Origin of the sequence: Pseudoalteromonas sp. PPB1 (assembly GCF_015356275.1) — a bacterium.
Lineage (GTDB): Bacteria > Pseudomonadota > Gammaproteobacteria > Enterobacterales > Alteromonadaceae > Pseudoalteromonas > Pseudoalteromonas rubra_D.
Genome location: NZ_JACEQV010000002.1, coordinates 141,503 through 163,798, shown reverse-complemented (window position 1 = coordinate 163,798; position 22,296 = coordinate 141,503). Strand labels below are relative to the sequence as shown.

The window sequence follows — 22,296 nt, the reverse complement described above, 5'->3', positions numbered from 1 at the left end:
CCAATTTTGCAATTATAATGGAAGTTCATTTAATGAATAAAACAACTCTACCACTGAGTCTGGTAATGTGTTTAGCTCTGGCAGGATGCGGTTCAGGGTCAGGTGATGATAACAAACAAACTAATGTCGGTTCTGAAGAGCAAAAAGTGACAGAGCCGGAGACTAACTCAACAACAGAGCCAGAAGAGTCTAAAGAGTCAGAAACTGAAGAAGCTGAAGAGTCGAAAGAGACTGAATCTGAAGAGCCGGAAAAAGAGTCTGAAGAGCAGCCTCTGTCTATCTCAGTCACTTCTTTATCCAGCACAAGTATTGTCAGCGCAGCTTCAACTGAAGTCAAAGTTGCCGTCTCTGATGAAAGCTTGGTAAAAGAACTGTCTTTGCTGGTTAACGGTGAGAAAATCAGTACTATCAAGACGGCTCCCTGGACATTTGACTGGAATGCGTACTTTTGGGGCAATTCATCACCGACTATTACAATTGAAGCCGTGGATCAACAGGATCAACGTCACCTTCTGAATAACCCGTTCACCGTAGAAGTGACAAACGAAGTGATTGACCCGTTGGTGTTTAATGCATTGCAGGCTGAGGTGCGCAATGTCGATGCGCTGCAACTTGCGCTAAATCCAGTCGAAGGTGCTACTAATTACGAGGTAAAGGTCGCGTTTAATGACGAAGAAACATTCGTTACATCTGATAGTGTCAATGTTGGACTGAGCGACTTATCCCCTGGCGACTACAGTATTAGCTACCGTGCAAAAAATGCACATGACCATACTGGCCCTTGGTCTGCACCAGCTGAATTCAGCCTATTGAATCCTCTCGCTCCAGCAGCACTGGGTGAACCTGAAATCGAGTTCAGCGAACAGGGCTACAAATTGACTTTTGCAGCGCCGGAGCTTGAAGACGGGTTTTACATGCAACTGTCCGTATCAGGTTATGACCAACTGATGGCCACAACTCAAGATGGCGGTGCTTTAGTGTTTGAAGGGCTCAATCCAGGTTACATGCAATTTGAGGCTAGGATCGTAAATGCTTACGGTCATATCTCTGAACCCGCTATGACTTTAGTGAACCTTGCCGCGCCACAGACGCCAAACAACGTCTCTGTTAACATGACACCAGAAGCTTCTCAGCATCGTGTGGCATTCAGTTGGGATGGCGTTCAGAATATTGATTCATACACGTTGACAGCGATTAATACTAAGACTCAACAGTCTTTTACTGAGTCAGTTAGCGGTGCGAACAATATCGAATTGTTATTGCCTGCGGGTAACTACAGATGGCAGATGCAAGCGACTGACATTGCAGGTAACCAGTCACTCTGGAGTGATTCATGGTATATCGACGTTGCGCAATATGATGTTAGCTTTCCAAACGACGGTCACTCGTTTACCAGTATAGAGACTCAGGATAAAGGGCTTGTCATCCTATCTTCAGTACGAAATGACAACTGGCTTACAAAGCTAGATGCTTATGGGCGTGTTGAATGGGAAAAAACCATTGAGAAGCCCGGAAGTGCGCCTCTGAGGGAGATTCATGAACTTGCCAATGGGGAGTTGATCGCCAGTGGTGACATTTATGATGGGACTGTTAGAGCCTATTTTTCAGTAAGTGCTAAGTTCAGTGCGAGTGGCGAATTAATCTGGTACAGCGAAGCGGAAAGCACAACCGACACGGATCACATAGGTAATATGCGCTCTGCGGTTGTGTGGAATGATCAGTATTATCGCCTGAAAGTGTATAAGCCACAAGATGGAGATTACGATGCACAAATACAGCAACTAGACTTGTCCACGGGCGAGATAGTTAAAAGCACAGCGCTGACTAACCCGAACGCTGCATACCATAACATCCCGGAGCAGCTAATGGTCGTAAACTCTGAGCAACTGGCAATTGGCGGTGTGTTGAGCTCGCGTTCGGGCTTTAGTAGTGGTCTGTATGTTGTTAAAGTTGATACTGACTTTCAGCAAACACACTTCTGGGAAGGCATTCTCAATTACGTAGAACTTTTCACAACATTTAAGTTGGATAATCAAAATAACCTGTTACTCTTTGGCGCTGATCATGCATCGAGTGACATTAGAATCAAGTTGGATCCTGACCTGGGTTTGCTGTCGGAGGTCCGTGAGTATGATGATTTCGACATTAATTTCGAATATGCGGCTTATGTCAATGAAGATGGCTCAGTTTCCGGGATAGGTTATAACCACAGCAACGACGAAGTCGTGGAAGTAAAGCTTAATAGCAAACTCAACTATGTATTTGCTAATCCCATTGCTGAGCTAGACTTACCCAGGGAACCAGTATGGGTACATAAATCCGCAGATGGTACAACGAATATCGGGAGCAAGAATTATAGTACTAATACCCTGCGTGTAATACGCAAAGTGCTAAATTAACGGCTTCCATACCAAAACGAAACCCGGAGCAAAAGTAATAAAGACGCTCCGGGTGACGTTTACGACCGGCCTTTAGCAGCAGGCAGTTTTTCCAGATTATATCGTTTCATATTCCTATCTTTGGCTGGTTTTTTCCCATAGGGCCAGAAAGCACATCGACCGCTTCCATCACTTTGATTTTCAACTTTTAATTCGCTTCTTAAATCGGGACTAAGCTGAAAACGTCGTACTTACCGGGTTTTGTGTTGCAACGTCCTGAAATGCGCAGAGTTCATCATAAATATAGTTACCATAAACAAATTATGGGTTAGCTACCTGGGATCTGTTGTTTGGCACATTGTCGAACCCAAAAGACTATGTCCAGCTGGTCGGTTTTGATGAAACACGTAAAAACAGAGTCTACGACATGCGCAAGACCAGGGACGTCTATAAATCATAACCACTAGTCTACACGTCAATTAGCTTAGTGATTCATGGCGTGTGATTGAGCACACGCTGAGCGTGCTTTTTAGTCTCGTTTTTCTCATTGTGATTTTCATCCTGCATTGCGTATTGCAATAACGCAAATCAGAAAAATAAAAACCTTTAAAAATCAGTGTCATAAAGTTGGCCTCATGCTTGCAATCTCTCTAGCAGCAAATCAAAACGTTGGAGAGTCACATGAAAAAGATATTATTCGGAGCCTGCGTGTTTTCCGCAGGACTATCAGCCGCCCCGTTCGACACGTGTCCGTCAAAAGCCTTTTTGGTGCAGGGGAACACGGCAACTATGTATGGCGTTAACCTGGTCTCAGGTTCGTACACCACGTTCGCTGAAAACGTTGGTACCAACAACAAGCTTAATGGCATCGGGTTTAGCGTCCACGACCGTTACATTTACGGTTGGGACTACAGTAACAAAGACATCGGTCGGGTGGGAAAAGACTACGTTCTTGAGCCCATCATGACGTCGGGATTCCCCGATACCAACTTTTACGTGGGTGATGTCGCTATTCACGAGAATGCATTTTATGTTTATAAGAAAGGCAGTAGCTTAGGTCTTTATCGTGTATCGCTCGACGAAAACAGCGACGACTATTTGCAGGCAGAGCGTATCATTGATGGCAGTGCGCTGAACCTTAATATCTTTGATATGGCGTTTGCACCTAATGAAAATGCCAGCCTGGCATATAGCGTAGACAGCAATGGTAATCTACACCGCATTGACGTATCAAATGGCACCAGCACCAATCTTGGCAATGTGGGTCAGTCAGGAACGTTTGGAGCCGTCTATTTTGATGTGGAGAGCAATTTTTACATCAGCAGAAATCAGGACGGGCATGTTTATAAAATAGATATAAACGATACAAATAATACCCAGCTTTTCGCATATGGTCCGGTTTCCAATACTAACGACGGCGCACGCTGTGCAACAGCCCCGATTATTGATGATACAGAAGACCCAACCATAGACTATGGCGACGCACCGGATAGCTATGGCACCTCGCTTAACGCCAATGGTGCGCGTCATAATGTGGGTGACTTATTTTTCGGCCAGAGTGTCAGTGCAGAATATGTACCTAAAGCCACAGACGACGACAACGGCATTAGCTTTTTAACCAACCTTGAAACAGGCTATGAAACACTGGTTTCGTTCACGCTATCGAAATCCGGGTATGTGAATGCCTGGATTGACTGGAACGGTGATGGCCAGTTCCAGGAGTCAGAGCGTGTGATCAGTGAGTATCAGGGGGTTGCCGGTGAAAACCGTGTGCTCATTCCTGTGCCTGTTGATGCTGTTGCAGGCAGCACCTGGGCCAGATTCCGGGTCTCGAACACCAGTGATATTGCACCACAGGGCGGGATTGATAATGGTGAAGTGGAAGATTTGAATGTCTCTGTTGTTGCCAGCAGCCTGATCCAGAACTCGACCTCATGGAAAACCGCTGCGTTTGAAGACTTATGGCCGCAAAAAGGTGATTATGACTTTAACGACGTGGTAGTGAGATATCGTGTGACGTCCAGCCAGATTGGTAACCAGGTTGTGCGCTACAACATTGAAGGTGCGCTGATCGCAGTCGGGGCCGGTTATCACAATGCCTTTGCCATTCGTTTAAAAGACATTGCCCGTAAGCATGTTGATGAAGCCCAGGTTGCACTGACCGTTGACGGATCACTACAGGACGGTAGTCCGCTGGAAGCCAACCGAAATGAAGCCATTGTCGTCATCTTTGCCGATACAAGAGAGATGGTGCCGGTGCAGCCAGGCTGCAAATTCTTCAGAACTGAAACCGGCTGTAGTGACATCCAACGAGCGCCTTATTCTTTTGAAATCAGCATTCCGCTCGCGACCAGTTACAACGCGAATGTGGCGACCAACAGCAAAGTTGACCCGTTTATCTTCGCGGTAGATGGTCATTACCATGGGCCATTCGTAGACCAGAACAACGGTCGTGGCTGGGAAGTCCATCTTAAAAATCATGAGCCAACCGAAGCGTTTGACAGTAGTTACCTGGACCAGGGCGATGACACTTCATCAACCAATGGTTACTTCCAAACGTCAACGGGTTTGCCCTGGGCACTTATCATTAACTCTCAGTGGGACCACCCAATGGAGCGCGTTGATATGTCACTTGCGTATCCTCAATTTGTGGAATTCGCCCAGTCAGCAGGCGCACAGAACGCAACCTGGTTTGAGAATCCAGTATCTGACTATCAATACACCATCAGCAACGCAGCGCAAAACTAGGAGAGCATCATGAACAAGTTAATCGTAACGCTAATGACACTTTTACTAACAGCATGTGGTGGTGGCTCTGAAGGCAGTAGCAATAGCCAGTCGACCAGCAATACGGCCCAGGCCAGTGTGACGAATACAACGCAAACGCAATCGAGTAACCAGGCTCAGCAAGATAACGCAGCTGAGCAGCAAGCGAGTAGCACCGAAGAGCAGGTAGCTGAGGAGCAACCTGCGGAAGAGGCCCCAGTTGGGGAAGGCATGGAGGCTGTGGTTGTAGATGGCGGGTTTGATTTCCAGACGGATGTGCCGGTCACTGTTTCAGTTGCCCCCGATGTGGTCAATGGTCGCGCCTACATCAATGTGTGTCAGCAAGATGCCGCGCTCACCAACGACGATACCTGCTTTTTGAGAGCGCCAGTTGATAGCAATGGACTAACGGTTCAGCTTGAACTGCCGCATTCGGAGCAAAAGTTAAAAGCTGAAATTTGGTATTACAGTACTGGCGTCGAGCCGCTTGTATACACCTGGGAGTTTGATGGCACTCAGCAACAGCAAGCGTGGACAATTAACTAACCAGTATGCATGAGCAAGATTCGTGGTGACTCACGATAGTCCAACGTAAAGCATATCTCAGCAGTGAGGTATGCTTTTTTCTTTGTGTTAAACGTGCCAGTTTACGACTTGAGGGAGTTATGCTGAGAGCCGCAATCTGCTGGTGTTTCTGGCCTTCCGCTAAATGTCCCTTAAGCGTATTATTTTCCTCTGCCAATCATTCTGGCCTGCTATGCTTGATAGGCTGGGTGTGGCTGTGTAGTCGTGTTGCGCGAGCTTCAACGCGACGTCAGATCTGGATTAGGTTGACGGTATGTGAAAGGCCAAGGTAAAGGAGAGGAAGATGTCATATGTAGATTGTTTTGTCGCAGCAGTACCGAATGACAATAAAGAAAAGTACATTGAGCACGCAGAAGTATCCGCAGTGGTGTTTAAAGAACATGGTGCGTTAGAAGTGGTAGAAAATTGGGGTGATGATGTGCCGCAAGGAGAAGTGACTTCTCTGCCTCTGGCGGTTAAAGCTCAGGACAACGAAACTGTGATCTTTTCGTGGGTAGTCTGGCCATCTAAAGAGGCACGTGACGCAGGTTGGAGTGCCATTATGGAAGACCCAAGAATGTCTGCGGAAAATAATCCTATGCCATTTGATGGCAAGCGCCTAATCTACGGTGGGTTTAATACGATTCTTACCGCATAGTTGCCAAACCTGGCATACGGGTTATGCAAAGTACTTACACTGTGAAACCTCACCACTCACTAAGCTAGCAGGCAGGGTCGCAGTGTCATTTTAAGTTTTGTGGTATTGTCTGAATTGAATATTGTGACTTGCAGCTGGGAAACTGAAGCGTATGAAAAATGAATATCATGGCTCGTGTTTATGCGGACAAGTTACCTTCTCCGTCTCCGGTTTCAGCACCAAAGTGGCTAATTGCCACTGCACTATGTGTCGTAAATTTCATGGTGCTGCTTTTGGCACTTTGGTGTCCGTGACTGATTTAAACTGGTTGTCGGGTAAAGAGTGCTTAAAAGAGTTCACAGCCCCCAATGGTACCACGCGTACATTTTGTCATACCTGTGGGTCCAGCCTCGGTTTTCGAAGTAAAGGTGTGTCACCAGAAGACATAGAAATCGCCATATCCACATTCGATACAGATATTCCAGTGAAAGTGGATGCGCAGATTTTTACCAGCAGCAAAGCAAATTGGTGTTCACTACAAGCTGATATTCCAACCTTTAAAAACGCACGAACGTCATCCTGCACGTAAGACCGTCAAGGTGATTTTAGCTGGTCGCATTCAGAAGCGTTGCTGTGGTCTCTTCAAAGTGCGCCAGTTTATCGACCTTCAGCCCGTTGCTGGTGAGATATAAATAATCGTTGAACAGGCGCACTAAACTCCAACATATCACGCGTTTTTGTAACTGTATTTGTTCTGCCGGACACTGAGTGTAGAGCGCAATTGCACGGGCTTGCAGGGCAGGATTAACGATGGGACCCTGGCCTTGCCAGTTGATCAGGGCTAAGTCAAAAGCTGGGTCGCCGAAATGTGCACGCTCCCAGTCAATCGGAACAAGCTGCTGCCCGGGTGTCGCAATCAGGTTGCCGGGGTGGAAGTCGCCATGGTTGAGTGTAAAAGTGCTAAGCGAATTAAAGAGGCTCTGGCGGTCCTGCAAAATCGTGCTGAGCTTGCCATAGATATTCGTCATTTTGGCGCGTTCAGACGTGCGGTTGCGGAAATATCGCCAGATGACCCTAAGTTGGTTGGCCGGGTTCAGAGTGAGGCTGGTGGGGGAGCTTACCTTACCATGGTGTGTTGCTGTGATCTGATGGATAGCTTTGAGCAAGAGGATTGCCTGCTCAATACTGAGTTGTGCCCAGCTCGTTGTGGTTGTCCCTTCGATATAAGGGCGAAGCAGCATCTGGCTGGCGTTATCTGAGTGTATTAGCCTGGTTGGCAGCGCGAAACGTGTGTTAGCGAGCAGCAAATAGGTGTTTGCTTCGGTGGCAAGTCCACTTTGATGTCGGCCAAGGGAGCGTTTACATACCCATTGGCTGCCGTCGGCGCAGATCAGCAAGGAATTGTCGTGGGTCAGGCCACCCTGGAGTGGCCTTTGACTTGTGATGCACTGTTTTAATGTGTCTGATGAGTCCAATTGCATAGTTGACGCGGACGATTAACGTGAATCCGGATGGGTCCACTGATAGGCTTGCATCGGTGGGTCCAGTTCGGTTTTGGCCAGTGCATTGGTAAAGTTGGAAATGAGTTTAGCGGCCAGGCCGGTTAGTACTTCCAGTGCTTGCTGTTTGCTGTATCCGGCACTCAAAAAGGCTGCCAGCGCGTCATCGCCAATATGCCCCTGTTTTGCCAGCAGTGCTTTTACAAAGTCCTGCAGTGCCTGAAGTTTACTGTCTGGCAAGGGGGTTCCTTCGCGCAGTGCGTTGATCAGAGCGTCGGGCATGCCGGCAGATTTCATCATCCAGGTATGACCGGGAACACAATAGTGACAGTTATTTTCGTAGTTGGCGGTCATAAACACCACCTGCTGTTCAACGGCCGACAGACTGGTGTCCTGCATAAAAGCGCTAAAGGTATCGTTATAAGCTTTGTAGGTCACGGCCGACTCTGCCAGCACTTTATGCAGGTTGGGCAGCATGCCAAAACTGGCCAGTGATTGCGCCATGAGCGGTTTAGAGTCTTGTGGTGCAGTGTCGGGCTCATAATAGGTAAACATGTGTGTGCTCCTGTTAAAAGGCGGTTAGTAATGCATACCGCGAATGGGGTAGTTGTTGTCCGGGTCCCTGATCCAGCCAAGACCATTTACCAAAGAAGTCAGATCCGGGCGAACAAAGGGGTTGTTAGAAATATCTGTGACCTGAATGTTTCCGGCTTCATTGACCACAAAGAGCCCGGGCTCGGCAAAGGGATGATCGGTTTCCTGTGCTGAACGGGGATCAGAAATAAACAAGCCCAGGGTTTTCATGTCCGCAAGGTGCAGACCATATCCCAGCTCAAACGATACGTTGAGCTGCTCGCTGTGGCTTTGCAGTTGTGCCAGGCTGTCTCCGGATACCGCAACTATGTCGACTTTGATGTCAGCCAGCTGCTCCTTGAATTGTTCCAGTTTATTGAGGTAACGCGTGCATAACGGGCAGTGTCGACCCCGATAAATCAGTACCAGCTGCCACCTGCCAGCATTATTGGCCTGCGCCAGGTGACGTGTACTCCCATCGGCCAGATTAACCTGGATGTCCGGAAATGGGCTGCCGGGGTGCAGTTTTTGAGTGTACTGGTTAGTGTGGCTCATGGTGCGTCCTTAAAAGTAGGTGTTTAAATGGGTGTCGAGGCGCGCAAGGTCGCCCTCTATGTCTGCATTTTTCATCACATCGAAGCAGCTAAACGTAGGTATAGACTGCATAGCAAAGAACTTAAAGTTCATATGGGCCGGGAGCAGCAAGTCGTCCACGCTTTTACCCTCAAAAAACTCATTCACGTCATTAAACGACTCCGCCGGGGCGTTAAAGGTGACAGAGAGCATGTAACGGGTGCCGCTAAGCGTGCCACCTCGTCCGTAATTGGCTTTAGGCTGGTCGGCTGAGCGTCCGTCGCCATTGCACAGCGTACCCCCCATACCTGCGGTATACACCTCGTCCATATACTTTTTAAATGACCAGGGCAGACCCATCCAGTTAATTGGGGATTGCAGGATCACGACATCAGCCCAGCGGTGCAGATCCAGTTGGTGCTCAATGTCGAGTGGTTCAGCCATTGTTACCACTCGGGTTTCGTATCCCTTGGTAGTCAGGTGAGAGACCATACTATTAACCAGCGTGGCATTGAGTTTCCCTTCAGAAAAGGGGTAATACTGATGTGCGTTAATGATCAGGGCTTTGTTCATGTTGATTCTCCGGTAGGCTTAATTACTATCGTGATTTATAATAGTAACCTGTGACCTTTATTCAATTAGTTTACTTTTGGTAACCACCCTGATTTTGGAGTGCTGACTGTGGAAAGTGTTGTTAAAACAGATAGTAAGGGAAGAAAAAAAGTTTTAAATGCGTGTCTGGAGCCTTGTGCCATCGAAAAGGGCATGCGTCTCATTGGTGGAAAATGGACGGGATCTATCATCTATCATCTTAAAGATGAGCCGGTGAGATTTAACGATCTGGCCAGAATGCTCGGTGGTGCCAGCAAAAAGATGATCGATCAGCGCCTCAAAGAGCTGGAATCCCAGGGCATGGTGCTACGTACGGTTGTTAATGAACGGCCAGTGGCAGTCACGTATGAGCTGACCGAGTTTGGCCGCTCAGCACTGCATATTCTGGAGCAACTGCGAGTCTGGTCCGAATCTCACCAACTCGACTAAGAGAAAAGCATGAACTGGCGATGAGCAAGTCATCAGGGAGTGCATAAAAAAGCGACATGCCCGGATCCAGATCAATTTTTGTTTATTCAATGTAAATAAATATAGCTTAATTGTTTATTCCGGGTTAATCTTCTCTCGTTCACAGGAAATGAGCTGAATGTGCCTGAAATAGGGCATAGACGAGCGAAAGGAACCGGGAAAACGGTTGTACACTTTTTAGTAGTTAACTTTTAATTATCATTTCAAGTTACCCTCAACGTCACTGGCTCTTACCTGTCCTGTATATCAAGCGTACATGCTGCGCTCGATGATGTATCACTACATGAGAGAGACAAGTTATGAAACCACTTAAGCGCACCCGAGACATTACGCCTCTGCCTTCGCGCAATTTTAAAATTACCGTCGATGATCAATCTGTTGAGGCCTGTGAAGGGGAAACCGTGTTGTCGGTTTTGCTTGCCGCCAACTATGCCAAAGTGATGGAAAACGACCGCAATGTTGCATCAGGTGCCTACTGTGGCATGGGGGTATGCCATTGTTGCCAGGTTAAGATCAATGCCAAACACAAGCAACGCGCCTGCCAGACCTTAGTTAAGCCACACATGTCAGTTGAAACCCTGACCAACCGCTTCAAAGAAGAGGGGATCAAGCATGACTAGCCAGACGCACGACAAAGTGGTGATCGTCGGTGGCGGTCCTGCGGGGACTGCTGCGGCAGCTGAATTAGCACGTCATGGCTTAAAGTCAGTGATCATTGACGAAGCACCTAAGCTGGGTGGGGTGATATATCGCGGGCCGCTGCGCAAGACGATTCATTGCCGCACCTGGATGACAACCTGAAGCGCGCCATGACGGCATTGCAAACCCGCTATCAGGCGCACCGAGAATCCATTGAAGTCAAAACGCAGACCCGGGTGCTTGGCCCGGAAGGCAGTAATCAACTTTTACTTAGTGATGACTCGGGATTGAGTCGTCAACCATATGGGCATCTGATCCTGGCAACCGGTTGTCACGAGCGCAGCGTTCCGTTTCCTGGCTGGCAGTTACCCGGCGTTATGTTATTGGGCGGTGTGCAGCTACAGCTTAAAAGTGGTCTGGTCAGACCGGGGCAGCGCATGGCCTTGGTGGGCACCGGGCCTTTATTACCTCTGGTCGCCTGCCAGTTGCATAAAGCCGGTGTAGATGTAGTTGGCGTGTATGAAGCCAGCCCATTTGCCAAGCTGGCAAAAGAGGCCGTTGCTTTGCTTAATAAGCCCAAGTTAACGCTGTCGGGCATGAGCATGATGAGTTACCTCAAAAAACACAAAATCCCGTTCAAATATGGTTGGGGAATTGTCAGTGCGCAGGGCGAGGAACAGCTTAGCAGTATTCATGTTGCGCCATACGATAGCCAGTGGCGACCTCAACGTGACCTGGCTGAGCAGGTGGCAGTCGATGCCATTGGGGTGGGGTACGGATTCGTGGCACGGACCCAGCTTGCTATGTTACTGGGCCTGGAACACACCTACAGTAAAGTCAGTGGTTATGTGCCTGCACTGGATGAGTGGCATCAAAGCCAGAATCACAGTGCTTTTGTAGTGGGCGACAGTAATGGCTTGCTGGGGGCTGATGCTGCCATTTGTGAAGGTCAATTGGCGGCATTACGTCTGGCCTGGCAGTGTGGAAAGATCACAGAATCTGAGCTGTTCTCACGGGCTACAAAAGTTAACAACAAGCTGGCGCGGATTAAAAAATTCCGTTTTGGCTTTGACCGGTTCTCGGATCGTCAACCCGGCTTATTGTCTCTGGCGCAGCCACAGACCGTGGTTTGCCGCTGTGAGCAAGTACGCAAAGAGCAGCTGGATGAGGCCATTGCGCAAGGCGTTAAAGACATCACGAGCCTGAAGATGCGAACCCGCATTGGTATGGGTGACTGCCAGGGGAAAACCTGTAGTTCCTACGCGCTGGACTACCTGCATCAGGCAGGTCTGACAGAGAATATTGGTGTGATCAAACCACGTTTTCCCCTTGATCCTATCCCCTTTACCTTAATGGAATGAACACAATGAAAAAATATGATGTTGTCATCGCTGGTGGCGGTGCAGTGGGTGCGGCGTGCGCATTCTTTTTGAGTCGCGATACAGATTTAAAAATCGCATTAATTGATTTAAAAAAACCTGGCAATGCGTCGCGCGCGTCAGCCGGCGGGTTGTGGGCCATTGGTGAATCGGTTGGTCTTGGATGCGGAGTCATTTTCTTTAAAACTCTGTCTAAATTGCACAGTGAGGCACAAGGTAAGGAAGTGCCGGTCATGCGTCCGCACCAGTTGCCAGATTGCTTTTTTGAGTTTGCATTAACGTCCAATAATATGTATCCGGCATTGCATGAGGAGATGCTGGAGAAGCACGGTGTTGATTTTAAATTTGAGCGTACAGGGCTGAAATTTATCATGTACAACGAAGAAGACAGGTTGTACGCCGAGCAGATCACTCAGGGGATCCCTCACCTGGCCGATCAGGTACGCTGGCTGGACGCCGAGCAACTTAAAAAAGAAGAGCCTTATGTGACTGACGATGCCATCGGTGCCATTGATTTTATTTGTGATCACCAGGTAAATCCGTATCGGCTGGTCGACGCGTATCTGGAAGGCGCACGTCAAAATGGGGTGTCTTTGTATCTGAATACTGGAGTCACCTCGGTGATCCGCAACGGCAATGTTGTGGAAGGAGTGAAAACGAGCGATGAAGTCTTTTTCTGCGATACCCTGATCAATGCCTCCGGTGCCTGGGCCAACGAGTTATATCAGCAAGCCACTGGTCGTACTATGCCGGTGTATCCGGTGAAAGGACAAATCGTGCTGTCGGAGCGCATGCCAAAGATCATGAACGGCTGTATCAGTACCAGTGACTGTTACATTGCACAAAAAGACAACGGCGAAATCCTGATCGGTTCATCGACAGAAGAAAAAGGCTTTGATACCACCAATAGCCTGGACAAAATTCAGGAGCTGTCGCAGGGGGCGATGAAGTGTTTGCCGATATTAAAAGAGTCGAGCATCAAGCGTTGCTGGGCTGGGTTACGTCCGGGGACACCGGATGAATTGCCAATCCTCGGCCCGGTCGAAGGCGTAGAAGGTTATCTCAATGCCTGTGGCCATTTCCGTACCGGCATTTTGACATCGGCTATCACGGGTCAATTGATGACTGAACTGATTATGGGTAAAACACCGTCATTGGATCTGACGCCGTTTAGTGTTGAGCGCTTTGAAGAGGCAGAGCAAAAGGCTGGTTAAAACCCATTAACAAGGAAGACGCACTGGGTGCAAGGATGCACCTTAACTTACGCTATTTATTGCAATTTAATTAATAAAAATGAAAGTAATAATCAGTATAAAAACTTCATTGATTACTCCTTAACACCTGGCTGCATTCGTGGTACAGTCCTCGCGCTTAAGTTGTTATAACATATCATAATGAAGGACTGATAATGAAACCCTTACACTCTGCGTGTCGTTTAAGTGTACTCTCTTTGTCTCTCGCTGCGGCGTTTTCTGTGTCTGCTGACAGTACTATTGAAAAAATTGAAGTAACCGGCGAGCGCCAGGCCTACCGTGGTGACTTTACACATTTGCAATCACCAGAATCTTTGTTCGAGTTCGACTCTGAATTAATTGAACAAACTGGTGTGACAGGATTAACTCAGGTATTGGATATGTCGGCGTCGGTCAGTCGCCAAAATAGCCTGGGCGGCCTGTGGGATAGCTTTGCGATCCGCGGCTTCTTCGGTGATGAGAATGTGCCCAGTGGTTATCTGGTTAATGGATTTAATGCGGGCCGTGGATTCTCTGGCCCTCGTGATATTTCGGGTATTGAGCGGGTTGAAGTGCTTAAGGGTCCAAAAGCGGCCTTGTTTGGCCGTGGTGAGCCGGGTGGCTCAATTAACCTGGTAACTAAAAAGCCGACTTTCCAGTCTTCCAGCGAATTTGAACTGACAGCGGGCAGCCGCGCCCATCGCCGCCTGGAAGGTGACGTGAATGCGGTGTTGTCTGAGTCGGTCGCTGGTCGCTTTATTGGCTTCTATCAGGAAGAAGACAGCTTCCGTGACACCATAGAAACACAAAAGCATGGCGTGATGGCATCATTCGTGTTCGACCAAAGTGCCGACTCAACCTGGCATTATGACTTTGAGTATGCCGAGCAGGAAATCCCGTTTGACCGCGGTATCATCGCACCAAATGGCAACTTTGACTTTATGCCCATCGAGCGTTTCCTGGGCGAGCCGGGTGATGGCCCGACAACGACTATGGTACATGGCCATCAGCTTAACTGGTTGTACGACCTGAACAGTGACTGGCAGCTTAGCTCTGCACTGGCATATAGACAAACTGAGCTGGACAGTCTGTCAAGCGATGCTGATATTGCGCCTTCCAGACAAAAGCTTTACATAGATTTTCAGACCCTGACGCGTCAGCACAGACAGCGCGCTTATGATACCGATCAGTATGTGGCACGGTTTGAACTGGCAGGGGATATCACGACAGGTTCAATCAAACACCACATCATCGTAGGTGTTGACTATGACCGTTTTGAGTTTGACAGAGACTATCGGGTTGCCCGCGCACCAGCACTTAGCACCAACCCAACCGATGCACAGCTTTATGCCATCAATATTCATCAGCCAGTGTATGGTCAGCATACACCACCGACGCCGACCCCGGTGATTGTGCGCCAGCAAAACCAATGGGCAACCGGTTTTTATATCCAGGATCAGATAGCGCTGACGGACGCATTTCAGGTGCGTATTGGCGGTCGTTTTGACTGGCTGAAACAAACCACAGACGACAAGATAAGAATGCAGAGCGCAGATCAGTCTGAGCAACACTTTAGTCCGCAGCTGGGTCTGGTCTATCAGTTCAGTGATAACTGGTCACTGTACTCAACCTATGGCGAAGGTTACCGTCTGAACTTTGGTACTGACTACAAAGGGGATGGCTTCGATCCGAATCAGAGTGAGTCAATTGAGTTCGGCAGTAAGTGGTCTCTGCTCGACAATAACCTCGACATCACGCTGGCCTATTTTGACAGTGAGCAGACCAACATCATTGTTGCTGATATCAATAACCCAGGCTTTAGTGCTGCCATTGGTCAGGCTACAAGCGAGGGCATTGAGCTGGACGTGGTCGGTCAGTTACCGGCAGATGCGCAGATCCAGTTCTCATTTACTCACCTGGATGCACAGGTTGATAAAGATTCCATTGATACCGGCCTGGGTGTTGCCATTAAAAAAGGCGACGACCTGCTAAACATCCCTGAGAATGCAGCCAGCATTCAGCTGAGCCAGCAATATTCGGTATTTGGTAATGCTTTGTCAGCGGGTGTGGGGGCTCAGTATGTGGATGAGCGACTGGGCCAGCGTGGTACTGATTTCTACCTGCCTTCCTACGTTACTGTGAACCTGTTTGCAGAGTATGCAATCAGCGATCGCTGGTCGGTAAAGGCGCAGGTACATAACGCCTTTGATCGCAAGCACTTCACCAACTCATATTCTCAGATGTGGGTGCAGCCGGGTGAGCCGCGTAAGGTACTAGTGTCGACCTCATATCAGTTCTAATTTTGCCCACAGACCTTTTGAGTCGTTTAATGTGTCCCGGTGCTCCCTGCCTGGGCACATTTTTTATTTAGAACTCTGCTTTTTTTAAAGCCTGAATAGAAAAAGCCCGGCACTGATTGCCGGGCTTTTTGATGCTAGGCCAACAGACGTCTGATTGGTCTCAGCAAGGAACCAGACATCTCTTTAATATCTTCAAGCATCACATACATACAAGGCACCATGATCAGCGTTACCCCGGTTGCAAACAACACTGAGAAGCTCAGTGATATGGCTGTCGGGATCACAAACTGTGCCTGCAGGCTTGACTCAAACATAATTGGCACCAGTCCTAAAAAGGTGGTCAGTGAGGTGAGTAAGATGGCCCGGAAGCGACCAATACCGGCGCGGATAACCGAAGTTTTAATATCCAGGCCTGCTGATCTGTGGCGGTTGATCACATCCGTCATGACCAGGGAGTCATTGATCACCACCCCAGCTGCCGCAACAATACCAAAGACTGACATCATGCTGAGGCTATAGCCAAGCAGGTAATGTCCCCACAGTGCGCCGACCACGGAAAAGGGGATCACAGACATCACCAGGACAGGTTGCAGATAGCTTTGCAGCGGCAGTGCAAGCAAACAATAGACGACCAGTAACCCAACCAGACCAAAAATCAGTACCTGGCTTTGCTCTTGTCGCTGTGCTTGCAGTGTGACGCCGGGCTGAGTAGTTAACCCTGGGTGGGCCTGAGTCAGTTCGCTCAGCAGTTGTGACTCTATGTGTTCTGTTACGTGGGCGATACTTGTGTATTGTTCGTCCACATTGGCACTGATGGTAGCGACCTGATAGCCCTGCTCACGACTGATGCTCGAAAAACCCGGTACTTCAACGGTACGCGCCACATCGCCAAAGAACACCTGCTCGCCATTTGGCAAAGTGATCAGCGTGTGGTCGAGGGCACTCAATTGCTGACGGTCTGCCTGTGCACCTCGCACCTTAAACACGACCTCCTGACCTTCACGCATGACGCGCTGCACTTCAAGCCCATAGAATCGCGCCCCCACTTGTCGGGTAACGTCTTTTGCGCTCAGGTTTAGCTGGTGCGCCAGTGGCTTAAGTTGGATCTGATATTCAGTTTGTGCACTATCAAGCGAGGAGTAGACGCTGTGAACACCGCTGATCCTATTCAGTTTGTCGATCATTGCCCGGCTGGCCTGATAAAGGGTTTCAGCATCGTTGGCAAACAGGCGGTACTCCAGATCCGTTTTCTCAGCAATGTCGATCACATCGGATTCTATGGTCAGCTTTTTTACACCAGGTATATCAGGTAACTGTTCCCGCCAACGTCTGGCTAGTTCAAAGGTATCAAACGGGCGCTCTGCTTCTGGCACCAGAGGAACGACTACTTCGGCCTCAGTCAGGTGATCGATGCGGGTATACATCACGTCCATCATAGGCTTACCGGTCTGGGTTCGGATATCTTGCTCAACACGATTAATCAGGGTTTCTATTTGCTCAACGGCGGCCAGGGTGTGTGCTTCAGACACACTGTGATCCATCTGAATATTAATTGACGGATAATCATGAGGTACTTTTGGAACGGGCGTAAAGCGCAATAAACCACTGATGATGAGACAAATTGCCAGAACCAGCAAACACATAAATCCAACGATGACCGCATAGCGATAGTGAATACAGTGCTTGAGTAACGGGGCATAATGGTTGTTCAGCAGTTGTTGAAGTTTGCTGTTAAAGCGATTGCGCCAGTGCTCAGCTGGCCTGGGCGGTAAACGCGTTGCAGCCAGGTGTGCAGGCAAGATGAGCTTGGATTCAATTAAGCTGAAAAACAGGCATAAAATACACACACCAGCGATAGCTATGAACTGTCCTGAGTTAGGACCGCTGCTGAACATAAAGGGCATAAAGACGGCGATGGTGGTCAGTACGCCGAAGGTGGCCGGCATAGCCACTTTTTGTGCTCCTCTTATCACCTGCTGTGGAGAGTGGCCATTTGACTCAACTTCCTCGCAGACGCTTTCGCCTATTACTATGGCGTCGTCCACAACAATACCCAGCACCATGATAAAAGCGAATAAAGACACCAGATTCATGGTGATCCCGAATAGCGGCATCAGCCAGAAAGCGCCCAGCATGGAAACCGGCAGACCCAGCATCACCCAGATAGCAAGCCGGGTACGCAAAAATACGGCGAGCACGATAAACACCAGAATGGCACCCTGAGCGAGGTTTTCCAGCATCATATTGAGGCGACCCTGCAAGTAGAAGGTCACATCAACAAACTCGTAGATATTGATGTGTTCAGGCAGTGCCTGACGTTTGTATTCAACATAGGCTTTAACCTGAGCAACCACGTCGGTCAATGACTGTTCTTTGGCCGCCAGAACCATGATGTACACTGCCTGCTCACCATTAAAGCGCCCGGCATCCAGGGTTTCACGGAATCCATCTTTGATGGTTGCGATATCGCGCAATTGTACAGTTTCACCTAAAGGGCCGGTGATAACGGGTGTGCTGGCCAGGGCTGAGCCCTGATAGCCGCGTTGTGCCAGTCTGAGGTAGATGTTACCGCGCGCGGTTTTTATTTCACCAGCTGACACATTATCGGCCTGTGTCTGAATTGCACGCACTACATCTGACAGGCTGAGATTGTATTCTCGTAATCGAAGTGGTGACAGCTCAATCGCGACTTCATAATCGGGAATGGCCGAGAGATCGACGTGTGCAATCCCCTCAAGTTGCAGTAACTCTTCTTTTAATTCATTTCCGAGCTTTCTCAGTTCGAGTGGGTTATCCGGACCGGATAACACAACGCTCAGCGCGCGCTGACGCTGTGCGCGCTCAACAATTTGCAGTGGCTCCATGGCGGGTGGAAAGGTGGCAATGGCATCCAGCTTCATTTTGATTTCATCAAGACGATGGGCTAAAACCTGGTCGTGTTCCAGCTCTATTTCAACTCGCCCACGCGACGGCGTTGCCTGGCTGGTGAGGCGTTTAATGCCGACCTGAGGTTTGAGTGCCTGTTCAATCTTAAGCAGTATATTTTCTTCAACTTCTTTAACTGAGGCGCCCAGCTCGGTGGCAGTGACAATAATTTTATTGTTGTCAGAAACAGGGAAGGTTTGTCTCTGGATCCCCTGATAGCTCAGCAAACCCATGCAAACGATAAACAGCATCAGCAGGTTCGCGGCGACCGGGTGATGAACAAAATAGCCGATCAGTTTACTTGGCTGGCTCATTGCTTGTCTCCTTTAACAGCCAGCTGGGTATGTGGGGCAGGGGCGCGCACTTGCATACCCGTTTGCGGATAATCAGGTAGTTGAGTGACCAGCTGATAATCTGAGTGGGGTGGTGCACTGATCAGCACACTGTTGTCCTCTCTGCGTAGCACGTTAGCGGAATATTTCAGTAGCTTTTGCTCCGGGCTTATTAACCAGAGCGTGTCGTTTTTAACCCATTCCTGAGGTACTTTCAGGACGTTTTTGAGTGTGATACCGGCTATTTCAGCTTGTAAAAACTGCCCAAAGTGTACGGCAGGCAAAGTGCTGTGCAGTGCATAAGGGTCGTCTATTCTGATCACATAGTAGGCCATTCGGGTGGTATCGCTGAGCAGGCCGGTATGGCGCGTGAGTGTGCCGGTGCGCTGGTTGTTTCCAGCTGCTATCCTGACATCTGCTGCTGGCAGGGGTGGCAAAAAAGGCTGGTCAAACTGAGCGACGGGCACATGCAGTTCACCATAACTTAGGTTGACCAGCTGGCCAAGTGGCTGACCTGCCTGAATAACCTGACCAAGGCCGGTATCGCGTTTTGCAACCAATGCATCGTAAGGGGCGTAGTAGTGAGTACGTGCCAGGTTCTTTTGGGCCTGTGCCAATTCTGCTTCCGCTGCTTTTAGGTGCGCCCGGGCGCTGGCAACCTGAGGTTTTCTGAGTGCAAGGTCGGTGACATGTGCACTGGCAGCCCATTCTTTCTTTGCCACATCAGCCAATGCAATTTGCTCAGACAAACGAGCCTGCGCCAGTGCAAGCTCTGCCTGTTTATTGAGTAACTGAGTTTGATAATCAAATGGGTCAAGCCTGGCCAGCACGTCCCCTTTTTTTATAATCCCACCTTCAATGAATCCGGCGTTGAGCCAGGCAATTTTGCCCGGGAGTTCAAAGGCAATGTCTGTTTGCTCGGCTGGTTTTAAGACCCCTGACAAGTTTAACGTGGTTTGATGATCTGTGGGTATCAAGACTGTACTCGATACTTTTGGCAGCACGGCTTGCTGAACCTGATCCTCTTTAGGGGATTTAGCGAGCGTAACTAAAGCAACACAGGCTGAACTGCCCATAAACAGGACCAGGAGCAGGGCAACAGAACGATGCTTAAGTAGATGATAAAAAGACTTATTTTTATTTGTGTCCATGGTAATTTCCCTGCTTGTCACTTAACTTTCATCGTAAATTATTTGTTTCGTAATTTTATTAAGTGACTCACTTAACTAAAAATTGTTGAATAAAGTGGTTTACACATAAATAACCCATGAGTTATGTTATAACATAAAATCGGAACAGTACAGCAGTGACTTACTTATGACTATCGCGAATCACGTAGGGATCCACGCCTCGCAAATTGTGGACGTTTATGAACAAATTCATAGCATGGAAACGCTGACTATCAACGCCCAAACCATGGCTGTCTTTGATTGTTTTCTGGGTTTACTATCCAATGAACACGGCAGTGAGTTTGCTGAGCAGGTTCTGGCACAAGCCAAAATTAAGGCCATTAAACCTCAGATCCAGCACTTGTTTAGCCTGGCTTCCAGTATGTATGAGCGGCACTGGGCGGAGCGTCTTGTTAACAGCGATGCACCTGAGCAGGTACTGCGTGAGGAGTATCCGTATTTCAAACACTATCAGCGCGCCACGGGTCTGGAAATTAACGCCATTCATTCGTTGGCGGATGAGCCGGTAAAGCGGGTCCTGATGGTGGGTTCCGGTGCGTTACCACTGACTTCTATGGCTTTGTATAACGCAGGGTTACAGGTTGATAACCTTGATATTCAGCAGGATGACCTGTTGCTTGGTAGGCAAGTCTGCGGTGCGTTGTCGGCTGATAATCAGATGGACTTTATCCACAATGATATTTGTGAACAGGCAGATCTGGCCCAGTACGATGTGATCTGGCTAGCCGCCCTGGTTGGAGATGCGCAGCTCAAAGATAAAATTATTGCGCACTTATATGAGCAAATGCGTACGGGCGCGCAACTGGTGGTTCGCACTGCCTTTAATCTGCGCACCTTGTTATACCCAAGTGTGGATGAGGCCGGGCTGGCACCATTTCAGCTGAAACTGAAGATCCAGACCTACGCCGATAACTTTCATTCTATTTTGATTGCACATAAACCGGTTTAGCTGATATGTCGATAGTTACATCTTACCTGAGACTCAGCACTGAATATCGCTGGATGCTCATCGCAGCTTTTGTGTTTAATCTTGGTTTTTATATGCTGATCCCGTTTTTAGCGGGTTACCTTAAACAAGACTTGCTGCTGAGCGCTACCCTGGTTGGACTGGTTTTGGGTGTGCGCTCTTTTTGCCAGCAAGGATTGTTTTTGGTTGGCGGTCTGCTAGCCGACTTGTTTGGCGTGAAGAAACTGATAGTGATCGGGTGTTTGCTTCGGGCACTTGGGTTTTGCCTGTTTTTGTTCTCTCAGATCACAGAGGTGCTGTTTTTAGCGGCTTTTCTGACCGGATTTGCTGGTGCCTTGTTTACGCCTGCTGCACAGTCTTATTTTTCTAAACAAACCGAGCTGAGTCGCGCGCAAATGTTTGCGCTGGTAGGCGTGGCCAGAAATGGCGGTGAGCTACTGGGTCCGGTGTGTGGTTTGTTGCTTCTGAGTGTCAGCTTTGACGTGTTATGTGTGGTCTCGGCATTACCTTTTGCGATGTTTGCGTTACTGTTTACCGTGCTGTTGCCGGGTAAACAGGCTAAAACGAGCGATGCGTCGGTAAAGGAAACCTCAAAAGAAGGCGGCGTATCAGCCATGATTACAGGTGTGCTGGGGAACCGCACATTCATCACCTTTTCGCTGATCATGTCGGGCTACTTTATGCTGATTAATCAGATCTCATTTGCTATCCCGTTACATATCGTCAATCAATCAGGTGCACCCGGAGATGTTGCCTGGGTACTGACCTTGTGTGCACTTATCTCTATTTGTTTTCAATTTCCGGTCACGCGTCTGTGCGAGCGTTTTCTGTCTCCTGATCAGTGGATCAGTATCGGCATAGCCCTGATGGGGCTGTCTTTCGCCACCTTGATCCCGGTCTGGCCCTACCAGGGCGGTGTTTTGTATTACCTGCCAATGAGCCTGCTTGCTGTCCTGTTTACGCTTGGCACTATGGTGAGCTTTCCTTTTATCATGAGCCAGATTTCGGTGCTGGCAAAGGATAAGTCGGTTGCCACACACTACGGATTTTTCTATTTGTTTGCCGGAGTCGGTTTGATAGCAGGCAGCGCTGTGGTGGGAGTGGCATTCGATTATGCCAGCTTAAGTGATGATCTGGCCTGGTATTGCCTGGTCGTCATAGGCTTAGGGACTGCCATATGCAATACACTGTTTATGTCGACACGCGATGTCCATTCCCAAATTCAAACAACCAGCCCAACCACATCAAAGTAAGGATTAACC

At 48.7% G+C, this 22,296-nt stretch carries 19 protein-coding genes; 13 read left to right on the top strand and 6 right to left on the bottom strand.

Annotated features, from left to right (window positions below; translation table 11 throughout):
• The first annotated feature begins 32 nt into the window (after nt 1-32).
• The 5 genes from IY568_RS03035 to IY568_RS03015 all read left to right on the top strand — a co-directional run bounded on the left by IY568_RS03035 (nt 33) and on the right by IY568_RS03015 (nt 6,934).
• Nucleotides 33-2,399 carry an Ig-like domain-containing protein gene (locus tag IY568_RS03035; protein ID WP_194866756.1) on the top strand — a complete coding sequence of 789 codons (2,367 nt, stop codon included), beginning with the start codon at nt 33-35 and terminating at the stop codon, nt 2,397-2,399.
• A 660-nt stretch (nt 2,400-3,059) separates the two neighbouring features.
• Nucleotides 3,060-5,126, top strand: coding sequence for an LruC domain-containing protein (locus IY568_RS03030; RefSeq protein WP_194866755.1), 2,067 nt, complete (start codon nt 3,060-3,062; stop codon nt 5,124-5,126).
• A gap of 9 nt (nt 5,127-5,135) precedes the next feature.
• Nucleotides 5,136-5,690, top strand: coding sequence for a hypothetical protein (locus IY568_RS03025; RefSeq protein ID WP_194866754.1), 555 nt, complete (start codon nt 5,136-5,138; stop codon nt 5,688-5,690).
• Nucleotides 5,691-6,012: 322 nt separating this feature from the next.
• Nucleotides 6,013-6,366, top strand: a complete 354-nt coding sequence (locus tag IY568_RS03020) for a DUF1428 domain-containing protein (protein WP_125563409.1) — start codon at nt 6,013-6,015, stop codon at nt 6,364-6,366.
• A gap of 151 nt (nt 6,367-6,517) precedes the next feature.
• Nucleotides 6,518-6,934, top strand: coding sequence for a GFA family protein (locus IY568_RS03015; protein ID WP_194866753.1), 417 nt, complete (start codon nt 6,518-6,520; stop codon nt 6,932-6,934).
• 16 nt (nt 6,935-6,950) lie between these two features.
• Here the strand turns inward: IY568_RS03015 and IY568_RS03010 are convergent, their stop codons facing one another.
• The 4 genes from IY568_RS03010 to IY568_RS02995 are packed head-to-tail and all read right to left on the bottom strand — an operon-like array spanning nt 6,951 to nt 9,563.
• A complete protein-coding gene (locus tag IY568_RS03010) occupies nt 6,951-7,826 on the bottom strand; it encodes a phosphotransferase family protein (RefSeq protein WP_194866752.1) in 876 nt (291 codons plus the stop codon).
• A gap of 15 nt (nt 7,827-7,841) precedes the next feature.
• On the bottom strand, nt 7,842-8,399 hold the full coding sequence (locus tag IY568_RS03005; RefSeq protein ID WP_194866751.1) for a carboxymuconolactone decarboxylase family protein: 558 nt from the start codon (nt 8,397-8,399) through the stop codon (nt 7,842-7,844).
• A gap of 24 nt (nt 8,400-8,423) precedes the next feature.
• Nucleotides 8,424-8,972, bottom strand: a complete 549-nt coding sequence (locus IY568_RS03000) for a redoxin domain-containing protein (RefSeq protein ID WP_194866750.1) — start codon at nt 8,970-8,972, stop codon at nt 8,424-8,426.
• A gap of 9 nt (nt 8,973-8,981) precedes the next feature.
• Entirely contained in the window at nt 8,982-9,563 is a 582-nt protein-coding gene (locus IY568_RS02995) for an NAD(P)H-dependent oxidoreductase (protein WP_194866749.1), read from the bottom strand.
• Nucleotides 9,564-9,671: 108 nt separating this feature from the next.
• On the opposite strand from IY568_RS02995, the gene IY568_RS02990 reads away from it, so the two are divergent.
• The 6 genes from IY568_RS02990 to IY568_RS02970 all read left to right on the top strand — a co-directional run bounded on the left by IY568_RS02990 (nt 9,672) and on the right by IY568_RS02970 (nt 15,620).
• Complete coding sequence (locus IY568_RS02990) at nt 9,672-10,031, top strand: winged helix-turn-helix transcriptional regulator (protein ID WP_010385819.1); 360 nt, start codon at nt 9,672-9,674, stop codon at nt 10,029-10,031.
• Between the two features lie 338 nt (nt 10,032-10,369).
• Complete coding sequence (locus tag IY568_RS02985) at nt 10,370-10,690, top strand: 2Fe-2S iron-sulfur cluster-binding protein (RefSeq protein ID WP_010385820.1); 321 nt, start codon at nt 10,370-10,372, stop codon at nt 10,688-10,690.
• Complete coding sequence (locus IY568_RS25060; protein WP_267251008.1) at nt 10,683-10,871, top strand: NAD(P)-binding protein; 189 nt, start codon at nt 10,683-10,685, stop codon at nt 10,869-10,871. Before IY568_RS02985 ends, IY568_RS25060 begins: the two co-directional genes overlap by 8 nt.
• Complete coding sequence (locus IY568_RS25055) at nt 10,847-12,070, top strand: NAD(P)/FAD-dependent oxidoreductase (RefSeq protein ID WP_267251007.1); 1,224 nt, start codon at nt 10,847-10,849, stop codon at nt 12,068-12,070. The genes IY568_RS25060 and IY568_RS25055 overlap by 25 nt, the downstream gene beginning before the upstream one ends.
• Before the next feature lie 5 nt (nt 12,071-12,075).
• Nucleotides 12,076-13,302 carry an NAD(P)/FAD-dependent oxidoreductase gene (locus tag IY568_RS02975; RefSeq protein ID WP_323744711.1) on the top strand — a complete coding sequence of 409 codons (1,227 nt, stop codon included), beginning with the start codon at nt 12,076-12,078 and terminating at the stop codon, nt 13,300-13,302.
• A 194-nt stretch (nt 13,303-13,496) separates the two neighbouring features.
• Nucleotides 13,497-15,620 carry a TonB-dependent siderophore receptor gene (locus IY568_RS02970; protein ID WP_194866747.1) on the top strand — a complete coding sequence of 708 codons (2,124 nt, stop codon included), beginning with the start codon at nt 13,497-13,499 and terminating at the stop codon, nt 15,618-15,620.
• 134 nt (nt 15,621-15,754) lie between these two features.
• Here the strand turns inward: IY568_RS02970 and IY568_RS02965 are convergent, their stop codons facing one another.
• Together IY568_RS02965 and IY568_RS02960 are read right to left on the bottom strand one after the other, a co-directional pair.
• Nucleotides 15,755-18,859 carry an efflux RND transporter permease subunit gene (locus IY568_RS02965; RefSeq protein WP_194866746.1) on the bottom strand — a complete coding sequence of 1,035 codons (3,105 nt, stop codon included), beginning with the start codon at nt 18,857-18,859 and terminating at the stop codon, nt 15,755-15,757.
• Complete coding sequence (locus IY568_RS02960; RefSeq protein WP_194866745.1) at nt 18,856-20,028, bottom strand: efflux RND transporter periplasmic adaptor subunit; 1,173 nt, start codon at nt 20,026-20,028, stop codon at nt 18,856-18,858. The genes IY568_RS02965 and IY568_RS02960 overlap by 4 nt, the downstream gene beginning before the upstream one ends.
• Before the next feature lie 166 nt (nt 20,029-20,194).
• On the opposite strand from IY568_RS02960, the gene IY568_RS02955 reads away from it, so the two are divergent.
• On the top strand, nt 20,195-21,016 hold the full coding sequence (locus IY568_RS02955) for a nicotianamine synthase family protein (protein ID WP_194866744.1): 822 nt from the start codon (nt 20,195-20,197) through the stop codon (nt 21,014-21,016).
• Nucleotides 21,017-21,021: 5 nt separating this feature from the next.
• Nucleotides 21,022-22,287, top strand: a complete 1,266-nt coding sequence (locus IY568_RS02950; RefSeq protein WP_228553100.1) for an MFS transporter — start codon at nt 21,022-21,024, stop codon at nt 22,285-22,287.
• Nucleotides 22,288-22,296 lie beyond the last annotated feature (9 nt).